We start from the raw sequence: 18,673 nt of genomic DNA, 5'->3' as shown, positions 1-18,673 counted from the left end.
TGATCCTGCTGGTCGAGAATCCCGACGACCGGCGATCCCTACCACACCCCCGCCGACTGCGAACCCTTGCCCCGGTACGGTGGCGCGGTGCTCAACGCCTTCATACCGATCTGGTTACTCACCGCCCTCGGCTACCTGGTCGCCCGCTTCGACCTCGTCGGGGCGGTGTCGGCGGACGTGGAGGCGGTGCTGGGGCGGTTCGTGTTCCGGGTGGCGATGCCGGCCTCGCTGTTCGGGATGCTGGGTAAGGCTGATCTGCACGCGCTGGCCAACACCTCGATCATCGCGTTCGGGGTCAGTTCGCTGGCGGCGTGCGGGCTGGGGCTGGTGCTGAGCACCCGGGTGTTCGGGCGGGACGTGCCGAACGGGGCGGTGGTCGCGATGGCCTCCGGGTACGTCAACTCTGCGAATCTGGGCATCCCGGTGGCGATCCAGGTGTTGGGGAACGCGGTCTTCCTGTCGACCGTGATCCTGTTCAACACCGTGCTGGTGACGCCGATCATCATGACGCTCATGGGGCTGCGCGCCGGGTCCCCGACCGGGATGCGGCAGCGGCTGCGGGGCATAGCCATGCTGCCGGTACACAATCCGATCATCATCGCGTCGGCGTTCGGCGCGCTGGTCTCCGCGACCCACTTCCACGTTCCGGCGGACGTCAGCACCGCGCTCGGCCTTCTCGGCGGCGCGGCGGTGCCGGTGGCTCTGATCACGCTCGGGATGTCGCTGCACGTTGCGAAGAAGACCGAAGGAGGCCGGGCTGGGGGCGATAGGGCGATCGAGGCGGAGAGCGTGGTCGAGGCCCAGCCCGCGGTCGAGGTCAAGAAGTCCGGTATAGCCGAAACCGTCATAGCCATCGCCCTGAAGACCGCCGTCCAGCCGATCCTCGCCTACCTCCTGGCCCGCTACGCCCTCGGCCTCCCAGCCCACGACGTCCTGGCCGTCACCCTCTGCGCGGCCCTCCCCACGGCCCAGAACGTGTTCATCTACGCCAGCGAGTACGGCCTCGACACCGTCTTCGCCCGCAACTCCGTGATCTTCTCCACCGTCGCCTCGATGGCGGGTTTGTGGAGCGTCGTCGCACTCCTGAAGTGACCCGCGAGTGACCCGCGGGCAATCCGCGTGCGATCCGCGGAATAGCCCGCCCGGGTGGTGACGAGGCGTGACCCGTCACCGGTTCGGGTGATTGCCGCAGCACCGGCCAATCGCCGTATTTACGCCACAGTCACCCGGGAAACGCGCCGGGCGCCCCGGCCCGCCGCAGACCCTCGCGACCCCTTGTCCGCCTTCCCACACCGGACCGGCGTCTCAGGCCCCTCAGCAAGCCCCCAGAAGCCCGAAAACGGCCCGCCGCCGAGCGCCCGAAGCGTCGGCGGAACGCGCGCGGACGCCCCGGCGCCGCCGCGACCGGAATGGCTGATCTGCCCCTTTCGCAGCCCTCGGACGCTTTCGCCCACTTGGCGACCGTCGCGCGCGAACGCGCTGTCGCGCAGCTTCGCAACGGCCCAGCGCGGCTCCAGCTACCCGCCGAGCGGTGGGCGGGTGCCTCGTTCGGGTCAATCGCCGCTGTGCCGCGGATCACCTGCGCGTTGGTCGCCATTGCGACCTTTTCGACCGATTCGCGACCCCCTCAGTCGGCCTCGAACGGCCTCACCTCGGCCGACATGGGGTGGTTCCCCCACCCCTGAGCTGTGATCTGTCGCCGGGATCCGCCATTATGGGCCACGGCTCCGGCGCCGTCGCGGGCCGTGACCGTACTAGGCAAGGAGAAGTTTCATGGCTCTTCCGACACTGACCCCCGAGCAGCGCGCGGCCGCTCTGGCCAAGGCCGGGGAAGTGCGCCGTGCCCGTTCGGAGATGCTGGCCGACGTCAAGGCCGGGAAGCTGTCCCTGAAGGCGGTGCTCGACCGGGCGGCCAAGGGCGAGGAGATGGTCAAGAAGACGAAGGTGACCGCCCTCATCAAGGCGCTGCCGGGCTACGGCCCGGCCAAGGCGGCCAAGCTGATGGCGGACGCGGAGATCGACGAGAACCGCCGCATCGGCGGCCTCGGCGACCGGCAGCGCCAGGCGCTGCTCGCCGCCACCGCCTGATCCGGGTCCCCACAGGGCCCGAATCCGGGCGATCTCGCCACGGCGCAGCCGGCCGTCCTACCCGGGACGGCCGGCAATGCCGGGCCGGTCTGGGTGAGGTGCACCAGGTGCGATCAGGGCCGGGCTCGGCCACCGTCGACCGCCCGCCAGGGCGATCGGTGTGCGGACCGCGGGTCCGGCGGCCGCCCGGACCATCCCGCACGCCCCTGATGAGGCGCTCCACGCCGCGTCTGGGCTAGCGTGGGAATTATGACCGACCAGCCCGACCTGCGAGCTTCACACGCGGACCGGGACCGCGTCGTGGAGACGTTGCGGATCGCCGCCGGAGACGGCCGGCTGTCCGCCGAGGAGCTCGACGCCCGGCTGGAGTCCGCGCTGACCGCGCGCACGCTCGGCCAGCTGGCCGAGCTGACCTCGGATCTGCCCGCCGACGCCGGCCCCGATCTCGGGACGCTCCCCGTCGCCGGCGCGCCGCCGGCCAAGGACGTGCTCGTCATCGACCAGGTGGGCGGCCAGTTCACCCGCCTCGGCGGCTGGACCGTCCCCGGCCGCATCGAGGTGCGGTCCAAGATGTGCGACATCCTCCTGGACTTCTCCGCCGCCGTGATCAGCAGCGACGTCCTGCGCATCGACTGCGATATGCGGCTCGGCAAGCTGATCATCGTCGGCGGGCCGAACGCCGAGATCGACACCGACGGCCTCACCCTGGCGTTCTCCCAGGTCCGGCTGCGCGGCGACCGGAACCGGCACGACGTCGGACGCGGTGCCGCGCGACCGCTGCGGATCGAGATCACCGGCACCCTGAAATACGGCAAGGTGATCGAACGGCGGGCGCGCCGACGGCGCTCAGCACGCTGACAAACGCCGACAAGCCCCAGCAAGCCCTGGTCAACCTCAGAAAGTCCTGGCAGACCTCAAGGATTAGGGAACAACCCCTAATCAGAGGCGGGCCCAGGTCAGAACTTCAGATCCGCCTCGATCGGCCGGTGCGCCTGCTTCGGGCCCACCGCCGGCAGCACCACGCTGGACACCGGCTTGAGGCCGCGGGTCAGCACGTCGTCCAGCCGCACCACCGGGAACGTCGCCGGCCACGTGAAGCCGAACCCGCCCCCGGCCTTGGCCTGCGCGGAGACCAGCCCGGTCGAGGAGCCCAGCAGCGGCCCGATCGCCCGGTCGGTCTGCGCCACGTCCAGGTCTCCGACCACGATCAGGTTCGGCGACTGCTCGGCCTGCACGTCGTCCACCAACTGCTCCAGCGCGTCGCCGCGGGCCACGCCGAAGCCGTTGTGCGAGAGTGAGGGCTGCGGCAGGTGCACGGCGTAGACGGTGACCTGCCGGCCCTGGCTGACGTCGACGGTGAACCGCAGCAGCCCGCCGAACTCACCGGAGGTACCGCTCGCCTCCGCGGCGCCGGACTGCACCGGACGGTTGCCCGCCAGGTCGACCGGCTGCCCGGCACCGAGCGGGAAGCGGGACCAGACCACGAACTCGTACATGGCCATGTGGTAGCTGTAGCCGGGCGGGGCCGCCTGGTCGGCCACCTGCACATCCTTCGACAGGCCCTGGAGCACCACGATGTCGGCCCCGCGCTGCTGGGCCAGCCGGGCCACGCCGGTCAGGTCGGGGACGCCGGTGTCGCCGGCCGAGACGTTCTGGCTCAGGATCCTGAGGTCGGCCGGGCCGGAACCGGCGCTGCGCATCAGGGTCGGGCCGAAGTCGCCGGCCCAGACCGCGCAGGTCAGCAGGCTGATGCCGATGGCCCACTTCTTGAGGGTGAGCAGCGAGGCCGGCAGGGCCAGCACGAGCGGCGCGACGGTCCACGGCAGGAAGGTGTCGATCAGGGAGCCGAAGCCCAGGACGTCGGGCAGGTAGCGGTGGCCGAGCAGGACCGCGAGGATCAGGAGGCAGACGATGTTGGTCAGGAGGGCTATCTGACGGCGGGCACCGGGCCAGTGGGCGTCTTCGGCTTCCGCTTCGGAGATGGCCTCGGGAGCGTCTTCGACGGGCTCGACGACCGGGCCACCGGTAACCGGGTCACTGGCTATCGGGCCGTTGGTTACCGGGCCACTGGATATGAGCGTGTCGTCGGCGAGATACAGCGCGGGCTCCGGCGACGAAGGGCTCGATGTCCTCGGAGGGCTCGGTGGGCTCGACGTCCTCGCTATAGGAGTACTAGCGACAGGCGCGGCGGCCGAAGGCATGCTGGGAACACGACCAGTGGCAGCAGGCGCGTCAAGGGCCTGCCTTACGGTGGCAGCAGGTGCCTCAGCCTCAGACCCACGAGGGATGGCAGTAGCTGCGCCGGATATGCCAGCGGTAGGTGTGGCCGGGGCGGCAGGCGTCGCAGGAGCAGCCGCAGCCGCAGGAGCAGCCGCCCGAGCACCCGTCGCAGGACTCTCCCGCCGCTGCGTAGGCACAGCGGCGGTCTTCCACGTAGCGGAAGCCTGGTCCGCGGCCGACCGGATGATGTCACTGATCGCCAGCACCGGCGGCCCCGAAGCGGCCCGCGGCTTGGCCGCGACCACGACCGCAGCACCCTGCGAACCCGTGCCGTCCGCGGCACTCACGGTGTCCACGCCGAGCACAGTGTCCACGCCGGGAACGGTGTCCTCGGCGGGCGTGGATATCGGCCCGTTGTCGGCGGCGGACGCGGCCGGTCCGCCGTCGTCGCCCGAAGCCCGAACCGGACTCACCGCCGCCCCCTGGCCTGTCGGCCCATCGCCGTCCGCGCCGGATCCGGCCGAACCGGCCGGAAGTTGTTCGAAACGCAAGTCTTCTCGTCCACTCGCCGTGACCAGACCCGACCGTTCCGCGCACGCCAGAGCAGCGTGCACGCGCAAACGTTACTACCGATCGGCACTTCGTTCAGTCACAGTCCGGTGACTAGAGCAACAACCGTGTCACAACTTCCTGAGACGGCGAACCCGATTACAGACCGGGCGCGCCCCAGACCGGGAACCAGCGGCTCAGGTCCTGCTCCAGCCGCAGGTCGTTGCCGAGCAGGGCCTTGATCTGGAGCTCCAGGGCGCCGTCGCGCTGCTCGCCGGCCTGCGGGGCGAAGGGGTAGAAGGTGCCGCGCTTGTACAGGTACACCAGAGCCAGGCGGCGGTCCCGGTCGTCGGTGAAGGACACCAGGGAGCACAGCAGCTGCGGGCCGAAGCCGGTGTCCTGCAGCGAGCTGTTCACCGCGTGCAGGTCGGTGACCAGACCGGCGGTGTCGTCCGGCTCGTGGTGCGAGACCAGCCAGGTGTAGCCGTAGGAGTCGTCGCGCGCCTCGACCTTGGGGCCGTTGCCGGCCGCCAGGAGCGTGGTGATGTCCGACTCGACGTCGTCGAAGGCCCGGCCCTCGGCGCGCTTGAAGCACACCGAGCCCAGCCCGGTGGGCCGGAACTTGGTCGCCGCCTGCAGGGTCAGGGCCGCTGAGGGCAGGCCGAAGAGCTGGTCGAGGTCCGGCTTGACCGGCTTGGTCCGACCCAGCAGCGTGTCCAGGAATCCCATGGCTACCAGCTTGCCTTGTCCGCGACGGTACCCGCGGGAGGTCCCACGGTCCGTTCGCTTATCGTGATCGTCTTGTGCAGATCCCCGTGACTAACCGGGATCCTTCCCGATGCGGGCATGCATAACGCCTGTCGGACGCATACGGCTCGCATCGTGGAAGCTCGGGTGGTCCGACAGGCGCTGGGGTCTGCGTGCTCTGGAGGAGTTCGGAGTCGTCGTGGCGGATGCCGTCTAGAACGGACGGCCCATCTCCACGGCCAGCTTCGCCAGCTTCTCCTGGCGGACCGCCACCGGCGGGTGGGTGGCGAACAGCGTGGAGACGCTGGCACCGCCGCGGATCGCCGGGGTGAAGAAGAACGCGTTGAACGCCTCCTGCTTGCGCAGGTCCTGGGTCGGGATCGCGGCCATCTCACCGGTGATGTGGCCCAGGGCGCTGCTCAGCGCCGAGGGGTTGCCGGTGAGCAGGGCGCCGGAGCGGTCGGCGGCCAGCTCGCGGTACCGGGACAGGCTGCGGATCAGCAGGAACGACAGCGCGTAGGTGAGCATCGAGACGATCATCACCAGGAACAGCACCGCCGCCGGGCTCTCGTCGTCGTCCCGGCCGCGCCGGTCGGAGAAGCCGCCCCACAGGCCCATCTCGAAGGTGATGCGGGTGATCAGGCCGGCCAGGATGCCCAGGAACGAGGCGATGGTCATCACCGCGACGTCCTTGTGCGCCACGTGCGAGAGCTCGTGGGCCAGCACGGCCTCCAGCTCGCGGTCGTCGTCCAGCCGGCGCATCAGGCCGGTGGTCGCGCAGACCACGGTGTTCTTCTGGCTGCGGCCGGCGGCGAAGGCGTTCGGGACGTCGGTGTCCGCGATCGCCACCCGGGGCTTGGGCATGTCGGCCAGCGCGCACAGCCGGTCCAGCACCGCGTGCAGGCGGCGGGCCTCGTAGGAGTCGTTCGGCTGCACGACCTTGGCCTGCATCGAGAACAGCGCGATCTTGTCGGAAAGGAACCACTGCGCGAAGAAGAAGGCCGCGATCACGATGATCAGGATCGGCAGCAGGCCCTTCGGTGCGAAGGCCACCGCCACCCCGATCGCGGCGACGTAGACCAGCCCGAGCAGGAACATCACGGTCACCATCCGCGACGTCAGCTGCCGGTCCGGCGCGAAACGGGTCTTTGCCACTGGCGGGTCTCTCCCTGTCCCGATCTTTTCGAACCCAACGTGTCAATTCCAGCTCTTGGAACCAGCTGGTTAATGGGTGCAACGCCGAAAACCACCTGGAGGTTCCCCGGGCCACCCGATCACGGGGCCAAAGAGACTACCGCCACACCGGAGCCGGGAGTACCGGCGTCCGACGTGGCGGCAGTCGAGGACCAGCGGGGCTAGCAGGCGCCGGGCGATCAGCCGGGGATGAGACCCTCGTCCGACATCATCGCCTCGACCTCGTCCAGCGTGGAGTCGGCCATCGGGAGCACGAAGTCGCTCTCCACCAGCTGGTCCAGCGGGATCGGCTCGCCGATCTCCCGGACCCGGGCCAGCAGGGTGTCCAGCGCCTCGCGGAACGCCTTCTCGTCCTTGTCCTGGCAGGTCTCCAGCACCTTGGTGTCCAGGGCGTTGAGCTCGTCGATCGCGCTGTCCGGGACCTTGAGCTGGCCCTCGGTGAGGATACGGACGATCATCGCGCCTCTCCCTCCTTGCGGACCTCCTCGGCGTCGGCGACGCCCTGGTCGGCGGCGTTGCCGACCGGCTTGCCGGCCTCCAGCTGCTTGGCCGACGGGCCGCCGGAGAGCTCCCGCTTCATCGCCTCCAGCTGGTTGTCGACGTCCGAGCCGGTCGACAGGCGCTCCAGCTCGGTGGTGATGTCGTCCTTGGCCATGCCGGTCGGGTCGTTGAGCGCGCCGGAGGCCAGCAGCTCGTCGATCGCCGACCCGCGGGCCTGGAGCTGGAGGGTCTTGTCCTCGGCCCGCTGGATCGCCATGCCGACGTCGGACATCTCCTCGGAGATGCCGGAGAAGGCCTCGCCGATCCGGGTGGTCGCCTCGGCGGCGGTGTAGGTGGCCTTGATCGTCTCCTTCTTGGTGCGGAAGGCGTCGACCTTGGCCTGGAGCGACTGGGAGGCCCGGGTGAGCTTCTCCTCCTCGCCCTGCAGCGCCGCGTACTGCGTCTGCAGGTCGGTGACCTGCTGCTGGATGCCGCCACGCCGGGACAGGGCCTCGCGGGCCAGGTCCTCGCGGCCGACCTCCAGCGCCCGGCGGGCCTGGGTCTCGTGCTTGTCCGCCTGGTCCTGGAGCTGCTTCATCTGAAGCTCCAGGCGCTTTCGGGAGGTGGCCACGTCGGCGACGCCCCGACGCACCTTCTGCAGCAGTTCCAGCTGCTTCTGGTACGAAAGGTCGAGCGTCTCGCGCGGGTCCTCGTACTTGTCCAGCGCCTTGTTGGCCTTGGCCTGGAAGATCAACTTCATGCGCTTCATGACGCCACTCATGGGCTCTGCCGCGCCCCCTTCACGTCTTCTGGTGTCCGACGCGACCCGCCTGGCGAATCGCCCTGAATGTCGTCCAACTCCGATGTCCTGGTCAGGACTTACCATACGGCTCGCCACCCCTTCCCGGCACCTACTGAAGGTCATGGCTTCGTGGTGCTGAACGTCATGGCCGGGCCGCCGGGCCGGTGATCGCCTGGCGAGCCCGCCCGGTGGTGGCTTCGTGGTGGCGGGGCCGTGGCCTTAGAGTCTTGAGCGTGTTCCGGAAGACGAAATCCACCGACGAGGCCAACGACGCCGATGCCGCGGAAGAGGAAACCTCCTCCGCGCTGGCCGAGGCCCAGGCCGCCAAGGGCCGTCCCACGCCCACCCGCCGCGAGGCCGAACTGGCCCGCAAGCAGCGGCTGTCCGGCCTGAGCGCCGATCCGAAGAAGGCCAAGCGCCAGAACCGACAGCGCGACTTCGAGGCGCAGACCGAACGGCAGCACGGAGGCCCGGTCAAGCAGTTCGCGCGGGACTACGTCGACTCCCGCTTCCGGATCGCCGAGTTCTTCATCATCTTCGCCGTCCTGCTGTTCGTGGTGGCCTCGGTCCCCTCGGTGGCGCTGCTGTCGGTGGTGCTGTGGCTGGTGATGCTGGTGGCCATCGTGTTCGACTCGGTGCTGCTGGTGCGCGGCGTGAAGCGGGAGGCGCACAAGCGGTTCCCGAACGCCGACCTGGGCCGGATCGGGTGGTACTCGCTCATGCGGTCGATGCAGTTCCGGAAGTGGCGTCTGCCCAAGCCGCGGCTGAAGCGCGGCGAGAAGTTCTAGGCGGCCTCTGATCGGGCAAACCGCTGCCGGTCAGTCGGCCGTCGGCCATCGTCAGGATCCGGTCGACGCCGGCCAGTAGGGCGGCGTCGTGGGTGACCAGGACGGTGCCGGTCCGGTGGGCGCCGGTGACGGCCGCGAGCAGGGCCAGGACCTGCGCGCCGCGCTCGTGGTCGAGGGCTGAGGTGGGTTCGTCCACCAGGAGGACGGCCGGTTCGGCGTAGAGCGCGCGGGCGATGTTGACCCGCTGGCGTTCGCCGCCGGAGAGCTGGTGCGGCCGACGGCGCTGTTTGGCGTTGTCGAGGCCGACCGCGGCCAGGAGGGTCCGGGCTCTTTCGCGAGCCGCCCCGGGGCGGTCCCCGCGCAGGTGGCCGACCACTTCCAGCTGCTCGGCGGCGGTGAGCGAGGCGATCAGGTTGGCTTGCTGGAACACGATGCCGATCCGGTCGCGGCGCAGCCGGGTGCGCTCGGCCCGAGTCAGGGCGGCGGTGTCTTGACCGGCGATCTCGACCGTTCCGCCGTCCGGGGTGAGCAGGGTCGCGGCGACCGCCAGCAGCGTGGACTTGCCGGAGCCGGAGGGCCCGACGACCGCGGTGAACTCGGCCGGGGCCACGGTGAGGCTGACGTGGTCCAGGGCGGTGAGGCGGGTGTCGCCGTCGGGGTAGGTGAGGGTGACGTCGGTCAGCGCGAGGGCGGCCGGGGGTGTCGCATTCGTCGAGGTCATCGGGATGCTCCTAGGGCGGTCAGCGGGTCCACGGTCACGATGCGGCGGACCGCGAGCGCGGCACCGGCCAGGCCGAGGACGACCATCGCGGCGAGCGGGACGGCCACGGTCGCGGGGTCGAGCGCGAACGGCGTGCCCGAGCCGCGCAGCAGCGTGCCGCCCACGGCTCCGGCCGCCGCGCCGAGCGCGCCGCCGGTCAGCAGCAGGATCAGGGCCTGGCCGAGGGCGTCGCGGACCAGGTAGGCGCTGCTCGCGCCGATGGCTTTGAGGACCGCGATGTCGGCCTTGCGCTGGACCGTCCAGACCGTGAAGAAGGCCCCCGCGACCAGGGCACTGATCGCGAACAGGAATAGTTGGATCATCGTCAGGCTGCCCTGTTCGGCCGAGTAGCCGTCGATGCCGGCTTCGGCGGCGGCCAGGGTGACGGTCTTCGTGTGCTGCGCCGCGTCGAGCGCTTTGGCGTCGGGTTCGGTGGCGGCTTCGGTGCCGGCTTCGGCGCCGGCCTGGTCGACCAACAGCGCGACGGGTTGGGTGGCCCCGGCGACGTGCTGCCAGGTGGGTTCGTCGGTCCAGACCGTCGGGGCGTGGCCCCAGGAGCGGTTCGGGGTGATGCCGGAGACGGTGAGGCGCGCCGCTCCGAGCGAGACCTGCTGGCCGAGGTGGAGCGCGTGCCCGGCCGCCAGCTTGGCGCCCACCGCGACCTCGCCGGGGCCCGGCGCGTGGCCGGACAGCAGCGGCGGCGCGAGCGTGGGAGCGACGCCGACCACGCTGACCGAGGTCGCGTCGGCGGCGGCCAGCCTGGTCATCGACACTCCGAACGGCCGCGCACCCGCCGCCACCTGCCACGCGGCCTGCTGCCCGGGACTGATGGCGCTGTCGCTGAACGACACCGCCGGGCCGCCGAAGACCACGTCGCGCGCCGGGAGCCCGGTGAGCGCCGAGGTGGAGTCGGAGGCCAGGCCGCCGGTGAGGCCGTAGAGGAACAGGACCAGGCCGGTGAGAAGGGCGACGACGGCACCCATCAGAGTGAACCGGCCCTTGGCGAAGCGGAGGTCGCGCAGGGCGACGAACACGGTGCTGCCTTCCTTCGATCGGGGTGGGACGGCTTCCAGCCTGGCGAGCGGGCCGCCCCCTGCCATCGCGGAGAAGGTTGGCCGCGCATCAATCGAACGATGGATGCCCGAACGGCCGGATCCGCGGGTGACGGACCGTAAACTGGATGCATATGAGCAGTTCAGACGGTATATCCGAAGCCGGGCACCGGACCCGGGTGCCGACGCTGCGCGTGGTGCTGCTCGGGCTGCACGCCATGTTCTACGCGCTGCTGCTGGTCGGGCTCGTCGGCGCGGGGGACGCGGTGGCGTGGGCGGTCGGGGCGGCGCTGGGCGGCGTGTACGCGCTCGGGGTCCTGGGGTTCCCGGGGCGGAGTAGTCGGCCAGGTGACGGTCCGGGTGCCGGTTCGCGTCCTGATCGGCGGGCCGGGCGGCGGCGGCCGGCGGCATTGTGGTGGCTGGCGGCCGTGGCGGCGCTGTGGGTCGCGCTGGTGGTGATCGCGCCGACGACCGCGTATGTGGCGTTCCCGCTGTACTTCCTGGTGCTGCACCTGCTCCCCCGCACGTGGTCGCTGGCGGCGGTGGTGGCGATCACCGCGACGGTGGTCGCGACCCAGGCCACGACCAGCGGCGGGCTGACCGCGGCGAAGGTGATCGGGCCGTGCGCGGGGGCCGCGGTGGCGGTCCTGACGGCGTACGGGTATGTCGGCATGTACCGCGAGGGGCGACGCCGACAGCGGCTGCTCGACGAGCTGGTGCGGGCCCAGGCCGACCTGGCGGCGTCGCAGCGCGAGGCCGGCCGGCTCGCCGAGCGGCAGCGGCTGGCCCGGGAGATCCACGACACGCTGGCGCAGGGCTTGTCGAGCATCGTGTTGCTGGCCCGGGGTGTGGAGAGCGGGCTGCCGGAGCCGGCGGCGGCGGGCGTGCGCGAGATCCGGGAGACCGCGAGCGCGAACCTGGCCGAGGCGCGGCGGTTCGTGGCCGGACTGACGCCGCCGGCGTTGGAGGGCTCGACGCTCGGGGAGGCGCTGGCCCGGGTGGCCGCGGGGCATCCGCGCGTGGCGTTCCGGATCGAGGGCGAGCCGTACGAGCTGCCGATGGAGGCGGACGTCGCGCTGTTGCGGACGACGCAGGAGGCGCTGGCGAACGTCGAGCGGCACGCGCGGGCGACCGCCGCGGCGGTGACGCTGGCCTACCACGAGGACGAGGTCACGCTGGACGTGTTCGACGACGGGGTCGGCTTCGACGGGGCGGCGAGCGCCGACGGCCGGTTCGGGCTGCACGGGATGCGGGAGCGGATCGGCGAGCTCGGCGGGACGCTGACGATCGAGTCGGTGCCCGGCGAGGGGACGGCGGTCGCGGTGGCGTTGCCGACGCAACATCCCGCCACTGAGCTAGCACAGCTACCCGCACCTACGCATCCCGCATCAGGGCCCGCGCATCAACTCTCTGCCGAGCCCGCTCCATGATCCGCGTCCTCCTTGTCGACGACCACCCGGTGGTCCGCCGCGGCCTGCGCGCAGTGCTCGCCGACCTGCCGGAGATCGAGCCGGTCGGCGAGGCCGCCGACGGCGCGGAGGCGCTGCGGCTGCTCGATCAGGCGGTCGCGGCCGGCACGCCGCCGGACATCGTCCTGATGGATCTGCAAATGGGGCCGGGGATGCACGGGGTCGAGGCGACCCGGCGGATCGCCGCGCGGCCGGACGCGCCGGCCGTGCTGATCCTCACCACCTACAGCACCGACGCCGACATCCTCGCCGCGGTCGAGGCCGGGGCCGCCGGGTATCTGCTGAAGGACGCGCCGCCGGAGGAGTTGGCCGCGGCGGTGCGGGCGGCGGCCCGCGGCGAGACCGTGCTCGCGCCGCCGGTCGCGGCGCGCCTGCTCGGCCGGGTGCGCGGGCCGCGGCCGGCGTTGTCGCAGCGCGAGGCCGAGATCCTGGAGCTGGTGGCCGGCGGGCTGGGCAATCGTCAGATCTCGCGGCGGCTGTTCATCAGCGAGGCGACCGTGAAGACGCACCTGGTGCACATCTTCGGCAAGCTCGGGGTGGACAGCCGGACCGCGGCCGTGGCCGCCGCGGTGCAGGCCGGGCTGATCCGGATGCGAGGCGGGCCCGATGCGGGCCGCGGCCGGAGCTGAAGCCCGCCGGAGGCGGCGCCCGCCGGTCGGACCCCGTTGAATCCGCCAGACCTCCGATGTAACTCCCGGCGGCCCAGTCGTAGGGTTACCTCATGGAATTCCGTCATCTCGGCCGCTCCGGCCTGGTCATCAGCGAGATCGCCTACGGCAACTGGATCACCCACGGCTCGCAGGTGGAGGAGGACGCGGCGCTGGCCTGTGTGCGCGCCGCCCTGGACGCCGGCATCACCACGTTCGACACCGCCGACGTCTACGCCGGGACCCGCGCCGAGGCCGTGATGGGCCGGGCGCTGCGCGGCGAGCGGCGCGAGGGTCTGGAGGTCTTCACCAAGGTGTTCTTCCCGACCGGCCCCGGGCACAACGACCGCGGCCTGTCGCGCAAGCACATCATGGAGTCGATCAACGGCTCGCTGAAGCGGTTGCAGACCGACTACGTCGACCTCTACCAGGCGCACCGCTACGACTACGCGACGCCGCTGGAGGAGACGATGACGGCGTTCGCCGACGTCGTACGCTGCGGCAAGGCGCTCTACATCGGCGTCTCGGAGTGGAAGCCCTCGGAGATCCGCGCCGCCAAGAAGCTGGCCGACGAGCTGAAGATCCAGCTGATCTCCAGCCAGCCGCAGTACTCGATGCTGTGGCGGGTGATCGAGGCCGAGGTGGTGCCGACCTCCGAGGAGCTGGGCCTGGGCCAGATCGTCTGGTCCCCGATCGCTCAGGGCATCCTGACCGGCAAGTACCTGCCCGGCGCCACGCTGCCGGAGGGGTCGCGCGCGACGGACGAGCGCGGCGCGAGCTTCATCGGCGACCTGGTCGGCAACGAGGGCCTGCTGGAGGCGGTGCAGCAGCTCAAGCCGATCGCGGAGTCCGTGGACCTGTCGATGGCGCAGCTGGCCGTGGCCTGGGTGCTCCAGAACCCGAACGTGTCGGCGGCGATCATCGGCGCCTCGCGGCCGGAGCAGGTGACCGAGAACGTCAAGGCCGCTGGGGTGAAGCTGTCGGCGGACGTGCTGAAGAAGATCGACGACGTCCTGGGCACCCACGTGGTGCGCGAGGCGCCGACCGAGTAGCGCGCGCTCGGCTCGGACCCGGCCAGCAGCGGGCACGGGATCTGTACCGACCACGGGGCCGGCGCGATGGCGACATCGGCGTCGGCCCCGTGGCCGTTCTGGCAGCGAGTGGCGGCCTGCTGGAGCTGCCCGCGCCAGGACGGTCCGGTGTTCCGCCCGCCCTGGTCCTCGAAGTAGCCGACGCAGACGCAGACGGCGACCGCGGCCGCCAGGAAGCCGGTTCCCAGACCGGTTTCGACGACCGCGGCCGTTATCCCGGCCAGGAGCAACGCGGTGCCGAGGTAGGCGTAGCGCGGGGCGACGAAGCCGCCTTCGGTGACCAGGGCGAAGTAAATCAGCACGCTGTAGGCCAGGGCGGTGGTCGGCAGGCCGCGCCGGGAGCGTGGCAGAGCTCTGAAAGCGGCCACCAGCAACCCCAGGCTGAGTACGGCACCGACCAGCCAGGACCCTCGGACCGGCCAGAGTACGTGCCCGACGACGTGTACCAGGTAGGCGTCGGCCGTGCCGAGTACGTGGTGGTCGCGGCGCGCCGGCCGGGACGTCAAAGACCCCATGAACACGATGCCGATCGCCTGGTATGCCAGCCCGGCCGCCAATCCCGCGATCTGCGTCCGGCTGCGGCGCCAGAGTAGCGGCAGATACAAGCCGGTGAACGGATCGCTCGCCGCCGCGACGACGAGCACGACCGCCGCGGCGATGCGGAGGCCTCGACCAGAGCCCTGATAGACCGCGGCCCAGAACGCGGCGTAGACGAGGAACCATTGCGCGTCGGCCAGGTTGTTCCCCACCTCGGACTGCGCCACCCAGCCCACCGCCACCGGCGCGGCGGCCACGGCCTGGAGCGCCTTGGACCGCAGCTTGTCGCCGCTGACGTTGAAGACGAACACCGCGAGGGCTCCGGATATCAGCGCACCGGTGACGGCCAGCACCGCGGCCAGGTCCTCGATCGGGAACAGCCGCGCGATGTCGATCGTCAGCCGCGGGGCCAGGTGCAGGTAGCCGTTGTAGGGCGTGATGAGGAGCCGGAGGGACCCGGTGTGCAAGCTGTCCTGGAAGAAGCGGGAGCCGTCCTCGGCCCAGACCGTGTCGGTCGCGCCGGTGCCCCGGACGCGGAGCAGGGAGACCAGGGCCAGGATCAAGGTCAACGCGATACTCATACAGACTAAAGCCCCGCGCGGCGGCAAACGGTTGGCTCGCTCTATCAGAAGCCTGACATCACCGCTATGCTCCGGCGTGACCGATCCGCGATCACACCAGGAGCACTCCCATGAGGAGGAAGGTCGTCGCCGCCCGGTTCGGCGCGCTCGGCGCCGGACTGCTCGTCGCCGCCGTCGTGCTGCCGGACGGGGCCCAGGCCGGGACGGGGACGCCGGCGCGGGCCGGGACATCGGCACGGACCGGGATGCCGGCGCTGGCCGCGATCCTGACCGACGCTCAAGTCGCCGCGCTCAGCCCCGACGCGCAGGCCGTGCGGCTGGGCCCGCTGCGCGCCGTCGCGAACGCCGTGGGCGCCGCCGGGCGGGGTGTCGCCGCCGATGTCTACGGCAACCTCGCGATCGACGCCGGACCGGACGTGGTGACCGTCTACCTCACCGACACCGGGCAGGCGGCGCGGGTGTCCGCGCAGGCGCGTGCCGTCGATCCGACGATCGACGCTTCGCTGATCCGCTTCCAGAAGGCGGCCGCGACGCATGCCGCGCTGGATGCCGCGGCACAGCGGGTGGTGGCGTTAGCCGACGCCGGGAAGTTGCCGATGCGCGTGGACATGGTCGGACCGGCAGCGGACGCTTCGGGGCTACAGATCGACGTCGACAACCCGGCGGCGGCCCCGGCCGCGTTCGGGCCGTCCACCACGAATCTGGCCGCCTCGCTCGGCGTGCCGATCGTCTACCGGCAAGGCCGGTCGTCGCAGGCGAAGGCGTGGGCGAACACCAAGTGGGACGACAGCTCGCCGTTCATCGGCGGCGACGCCCTCACCGGCGGCGGCACCGGCCACGGCTGCACCGCCGGGCTGCCGGCGATCCGCAAGTCCGACAAGCACCCGATCATGGTGACCGCGGCGCACTGCTTCGGCGTCGGCACCAAGATCTACACCCACGCCGGGACGCCGGGTGACTACGCCAACGGGCTGAAGGGCAACTACGTCGGCACGGTCACGGCCCGGGTGCAGGAGTGGGACGCCGAGACCATCGACGGGGCGAACAACAACGCCGACGAGTCGGACACCACCGGTTGGATGCGGCTGACCAGCTTCGCGTACTCGTACAACGGGGACTACGTCTGCCACGACGGCCAGCGGTCGTACTTCATGGGGCATCCGACTCCCTGCAACATCAAGGTGACCAACCAGGACATGTACTGCGGGCCCAGCACCGGCTGCCCGGGGCTGTCGTACACGGCGCGCGGCGTCTGGGGCGACGCGGTGAACAACGGCTGGGGCGCGGCCGGCGGGGACAGCGGCGCGACGATGTTCGCGGTGGAGCCCGGCGGGGTGCGGCAGGCTCGCGGGCTACTGTCGGACGGGACGCCCGGGGACGGGACGCCGGGGGTCTTCTGGACCGAGGCCACCGACATCTTCGACTACTACGGGTTGACCTTGAATCCTCAGACCTGATCCCCTACCTGATCCCCTGGTCATAGCTGTCATAGCCGCCGTAGCCGTAACCGGCTACGGGTCGTCGGACAGAGTCGTCGGACAGAACGGAGAGCGTGGCGTGCTGTCGAGTCTGCTCCCGCCGGAGGTGGCGGTCGCCGAGGTCTTCGGCGACCCCGAGGACGCGGTGCTGCTGCCGGGCGAGGAAGCGGTGATCGCGCGGGCCGTGGAGAAGCGGCAGCGCGAGTACACCACCACGCGGCATCTGGCGCGGACCGCTTTGGCCCAGTTGGGATTGCCGCCGGTCGCGATCGGGACCGGCGGGAACCGGGAACCGCTGTGGCCTGCGGGGATCGTGGGGAGCATGACGCACTGTCGGGGGTATCGGGCGGCGGCCGTCGCCCGCTTCGACGGCGGCGGGGGCGAAGCCGGCGCCGGGGGCGAGGACCTTCGGAGCGCGGCTGGACGCACCGCCGGTGTCGTGGGGCTCGGGATCGACGCCGAGCCGCACGCGCCGCTGCCGGAGGGCGTGCTGGACACCATCGCGCGGCCGGAAGAGGGGCCGGGGCTGGCCGCGTTGGCAGCGGAGCGGCCGCAGGTGCGGTGGGACCGTTTGGTGTTCTGTGCCAAGGAATCCGTCTACAAGGCGTGGTTCCCGGTGGCCCAGCGGTGGCTGGGGTTCGGGGAGGCGTCGGTGGAGTTCGTGCCGGACGAGGAGACCGTTATGACGCCGGGGATACTCGCGGCGTCCGGGACATTCTCGGCGCGGATCCTCCAGAGCGGAGCGCCGATCACGCAGATGACCGGACGTTGGGCGATCGAATCAGGGCTCGTGCTCACCGCGGTCACTCTTTGAGGCGGTTTGCCCTCGGGGGCGGCTGGGCAGATTCCGGCCGTGGCGCTCTCAGTGGGTTTCGAAGGCACCGATCTCTCTTCCTCCGTCATCGCCGAAAGCGTCGAGTCGATCGCCGCCGGGACCATGGTCCTGTCGCTGGCCACCGCCGACGCCGCCGGCACCCCGCACGCGAACATGGCGTTCTTCGCGCTCGGGAACAAGTTCGACCTGTACTTCGTCAGCGAGCCGAGCACCCGGCACGGGCAGAACGCCTCGGCCCGGGCCCAGGCCTCGGCGGCGATCTGGCTGCCGCCGCCGGAGTTCGGCGAGGGGCTGCGCGGGATGCAGGTGACCGGCGAGTGCGGGGCGGTGGTCGGTGACGACGCCGAACCGGCATTCGAGGCGTACCGGTCGCGGTTCCCGTCCTTCGGCGGCGACCCGGCGGTCCGCGAGTCCTATCTGGACGGGACCGGGGCGGCGAGTCTGTACCGGTTCCGGGTGGAGCGGGTGCGGCTGGTCGACGAGCCGCACCTCGGACGGCGTAACTATGTGGAGCTCAGCGTCCTGAGGTAAGGGGCGCCCTCCGGCCGGTTTCGCGCTCGTTTCACGCTCCCACCCCCCCTCGCGCCCGGCGGCCGCCGCTTTCGGCCGCCGCCGGTGCGAGCCGGTGACGTGCCAATACCTTCAGACGTTGTGGTTGCGGCCCGCAATCAGGTAAACAGGCGTGCGTGAGGAACGGGCTGGTCGAGGGCGTGACGCTGCGCGCGGTGCTGCGGGAGTCAGGGGCTATGGCGCCGGAGGCCGCGGCTTCCGTGCTGGCCGGGATGCTGATGACGTTAGCCGTGGTGCACGGTGACGTGCGCCCGGAGCACGTCCGGGTGGACGGATCGGGCGGGCTGGCCCTGACCGGTTTCGGCGGCGAGGACGCGAGATTCGTCCCGAACGAGCCGACCTATCTGGCGCCCGAACGCCTCACGGGCACCCCGCCCGACGCCGGCGGCGACGTCTTCAGCGCCACCGCGGTCTTCTTCGAATGCCTGACCAGCGAAGCACCCTTCGTCGCCGCCACCGGCGACGACCTGGCAGCGCTGCACGAATACGCCGAGGTCATCGCCGAATTCGCGCCGCCGGAACTGCGCACCCTGACCCAGCACGGCCTGGCCCCGGACCCGCAGCGCCGGCCCACCTCCCCGCACGGGTTCCTGGCGGAGGTCACGGGCACCGCGACGGAGGTGTACGGCTCGGACTGGCAGGCGCGCGGCCGCGCGCTGCTGAGCGGGTGGGCGGCGGACGCCGCCCGCGCCGACGGGCTGGAGTTGGCCGCGGCGCCTGGGCGGAGCGATGCCCCGGCTCGGGCGGCGGCTATGGCGGCGTCTGAGGGGGCTCCTGAGGGGGCG

At 71.3% G+C, this 18,673-nt stretch carries 18 protein-coding genes; 11 read left to right on the top strand and 7 right to left on the bottom strand.

Annotation, left to right across the window (positions count from 1 at the left end; all coding sequences use genetic code 11):
- The first annotated feature begins 87 nt into the window (after positions 1–87).
- The 3 genes from IZR01_RS37720 to IZR01_RS37710 all read left to right on the top strand — a co-directional run bounded on the left by IZR01_RS37720 (position 88) and on the right by IZR01_RS37710 (position 2,946).
- The gene (locus IZR01_RS37720; RefSeq protein ID WP_323747221.1) at positions 88–1,092 is read left to right on the top strand and encodes an AEC family transporter; all 1,005 of its coding nucleotides are present in this window, start codon (positions 88–90) and stop codon (positions 1,090–1,092) included.
- A 681-nt stretch (positions 1,093–1,773) separates the two neighbouring features.
- Positions 1,774–2,088 carry an integration host factor, actinobacterial type gene (gene mihF, locus IZR01_RS37715; protein WP_012786078.1) on the top strand — a complete coding sequence of 105 codons (315 nt, stop codon included), beginning with the start codon at positions 1,774–1,776 and terminating at the stop codon, positions 2,086–2,088.
- 249 nt (positions 2,089–2,337) lie between these two features.
- Positions 2,338–2,946, top strand: coding sequence for a DUF1707 SHOCT-like domain-containing protein (locus IZR01_RS37710; protein ID WP_194926642.1), 609 nt, complete (start codon positions 2,338–2,340; stop codon positions 2,944–2,946).
- A 98-nt stretch (positions 2,947–3,044) separates the two neighbouring features.
- Here IZR01_RS37710 and IZR01_RS37705 read toward each other — a convergent pair whose 3' ends face one another.
- The 5 genes from IZR01_RS37705 to IZR01_RS37685 form a co-directional block, all read right to left on the bottom strand.
- On the bottom strand, positions 3,045–4,289 hold the full coding sequence (locus tag IZR01_RS37705) for an endonuclease/exonuclease/phosphatase family protein (protein WP_194926641.1): 1,245 nt from the start codon (positions 4,287–4,289) through the stop codon (positions 3,045–3,047).
- Between the two features lie 727 nt (positions 4,290–5,016).
- On the bottom strand, positions 5,017–5,586 hold the full coding sequence (pspAB, locus tag IZR01_RS37700) for a PspA-associated protein PspAB (RefSeq protein ID WP_194898400.1): 570 nt from the start codon (positions 5,584–5,586) through the stop codon (positions 5,017–5,019).
- A gap of 231 nt (positions 5,587–5,817) precedes the next feature.
- A complete protein-coding gene (gene htpX, locus IZR01_RS37695; protein WP_194898399.1) occupies positions 5,818–6,759 on the bottom strand; it encodes a zinc metalloprotease HtpX in 942 nt (313 codons plus the stop codon).
- A gap of 218 nt (positions 6,760–6,977) precedes the next feature.
- Complete coding sequence (gene pspAA, locus IZR01_RS37690; RefSeq protein ID WP_194898398.1) at positions 6,978–7,256, bottom strand: PspA-associated protein PspAA; 279 nt, start codon at positions 7,254–7,256, stop codon at positions 6,978–6,980.
- Positions 7,253–8,059: a PspA/IM30 family protein gene (locus IZR01_RS37685; protein WP_194898397.1), complete on the bottom strand. Its 807-nt coding sequence runs from the start codon at positions 8,057–8,059 to the stop codon at positions 7,253–7,255. The genes pspAA and IZR01_RS37685 overlap by 4 nt, the downstream gene beginning before the upstream one ends.
- 254 nt (positions 8,060–8,313) lie before the next feature.
- Here IZR01_RS37685 and IZR01_RS37680 point away from each other — a divergent pair, with 254 nt between their 5' ends.
- Positions 8,314–8,868, top strand: a complete 555-nt coding sequence (locus IZR01_RS37680) for a DUF3043 domain-containing protein (protein WP_194898396.1) — start codon at positions 8,314–8,316, stop codon at positions 8,866–8,868.
- Here IZR01_RS37680 and IZR01_RS37675 read toward each other — a convergent pair.
- Together IZR01_RS37675 and IZR01_RS37670 are read right to left on the bottom strand one after the other, a co-directional pair.
- Positions 8,798–9,589 (bottom strand): ABC transporter ATP-binding protein, encoded by a 792-nt coding sequence (locus tag IZR01_RS37675; protein WP_194926640.1) that lies wholly within the window; start codon positions 9,587–9,589, stop codon positions 8,798–8,800. The genes IZR01_RS37680 and IZR01_RS37675 overlap by 71 nt on opposite strands.
- Complete coding sequence (locus IZR01_RS37670; RefSeq protein ID WP_194926639.1) at positions 9,586–10,662, bottom strand: ABC transporter permease; 1,077 nt, start codon at positions 10,660–10,662, stop codon at positions 9,586–9,588. Before IZR01_RS37670 ends, IZR01_RS37675 begins: the two co-directional genes overlap by 4 nt.
- 152 nt (positions 10,663–10,814) lie before the next feature.
- Between IZR01_RS37670 and IZR01_RS37665 the strand changes: the two genes are divergently transcribed.
- The 7 genes from IZR01_RS37665 to IZR01_RS37635 form a co-directional block, all read left to right on the top strand.
- The gene (locus IZR01_RS37665; protein ID WP_228561052.1) at positions 10,815–12,110 is read left to right on the top strand and encodes a sensor histidine kinase; all 1,296 of its coding nucleotides are present in this window, start codon (positions 10,815–10,817) and stop codon (positions 12,108–12,110) included.
- Positions 12,107–12,778 carry a response regulator gene (locus IZR01_RS37660; protein ID WP_194899560.1) on the top strand — a complete coding sequence of 224 codons (672 nt, stop codon included), beginning with the start codon at positions 12,107–12,109 and terminating at the stop codon, positions 12,776–12,778. Before IZR01_RS37665 ends, IZR01_RS37660 begins: the two co-directional genes overlap by 4 nt.
- 92 nt (positions 12,779–12,870) lie before the next feature.
- On the top strand, positions 12,871–13,848 hold the full coding sequence (locus IZR01_RS37655) for an aldo/keto reductase family protein (protein WP_194899559.1): 978 nt from the start codon (positions 12,871–12,873) through the stop codon (positions 13,846–13,848).
- Between the two features lie 1,267 nt (positions 13,849–15,115).
- Positions 15,116–16,462: a chymotrypsin family serine protease gene (locus tag IZR01_RS37650; protein ID WP_194926638.1), complete on the top strand. Its 1,347-nt coding sequence runs from the start codon at positions 15,116–15,118 to the stop codon at positions 16,460–16,462.
- A gap of 100 nt (positions 16,463–16,562) precedes the next feature.
- On the top strand, positions 16,563–17,297 hold the full coding sequence (locus IZR01_RS37645) for a 4'-phosphopantetheinyl transferase family protein (RefSeq protein WP_194926637.1): 735 nt from the start codon (positions 16,563–16,565) through the stop codon (positions 17,295–17,297).
- 39 nt (positions 17,298–17,336) lie between these two features.
- Complete coding sequence (locus tag IZR01_RS37640; RefSeq protein ID WP_194900112.1) at positions 17,337–17,849, top strand: pyridoxamine 5'-phosphate oxidase family protein; 513 nt, start codon at positions 17,337–17,339, stop codon at positions 17,847–17,849.
- Positions 17,850–18,004: 155 nt separating this feature from the next.
- A partial coding sequence (locus IZR01_RS37635) for a protein kinase domain-containing protein (protein WP_438939712.1) occupies positions 18,005–18,673 on the top strand: 669 nt, incomplete at its 3' end.

This window comes from Catenulispora pinisilvae (assembly GCF_015356865.1).
GTDB classification, from domain to species: Bacteria; Actinomycetota; Actinomycetes; order Streptomycetales; family Catenulisporaceae; genus Catenulispora; species Catenulispora pinisilvae.
Note: the sequence above shows the minus strand (reverse complement) of the source record. Positions and strands in the feature narration are given on the sequence as shown.

Coding starts and splice junctions, on each gene's coding strand:
- pspAB (WP_194898400.1), bottom strand. CDS start 5,586: ATGGGATTCCTGGACACGCTGCTGGGTCGGACCAAGCCGGTCAAGCCG.
- IZR01_RS37685 (WP_194898397.1), bottom strand. CDS start 8,059: ATGAGTGGCGTCATGAAGCGCATGAAGTTGATCTTCCAGGCCAAGGCC.
- IZR01_RS37675 (WP_194926640.1), bottom strand. CDS start 9,589: ATGACCTCGACGAATGCGACACCCCCGGCCGCCCTCGCGCTGACCGAC.
- IZR01_RS37660 (WP_194899560.1), top strand. CDS start 12,107: ATGATCCGCGTCCTCCTTGTCGACGACCACCCGGTGGTCCGCCGCGGC.
- IZR01_RS37705 (WP_194926641.1), bottom strand. CDS start 4,289: ATGCCTTCGGCCGCCGCGCCTGTCGCTAGTACTCCTATAGCGAGGACG.
- IZR01_RS37655 (WP_194899559.1), top strand. CDS start 12,871: ATGGAATTCCGTCATCTCGGCCGCTCCGGCCTGGTCATCAGCGAGATC.
- pspAA (WP_194898398.1), bottom strand. CDS start 7,256: ATGATCGTCCGTATCCTCACCGAGGGCCAGCTCAAGGTCCCGGACAGC.
- IZR01_RS37710 (WP_194926642.1), top strand. CDS start 2,338: ATGACCGACCAGCCCGACCTGCGAGCTTCACACGCGGACCGGGACCGC.
- mihF (WP_012786078.1), top strand. CDS start 1,774: ATGGCTCTTCCGACACTGACCCCCGAGCAGCGCGCGGCCGCTCTGGCC.
- IZR01_RS37665 (WP_228561052.1), top strand. CDS start 10,815: ATGAGCAGTTCAGACGGTATATCCGAAGCCGGGCACCGGACCCGGGTG.
- IZR01_RS37650 (WP_194926638.1), top strand. CDS start 15,116: ATGAGGAGGAAGGTCGTCGCCGCCCGGTTCGGCGCGCTCGGCGCCGGA.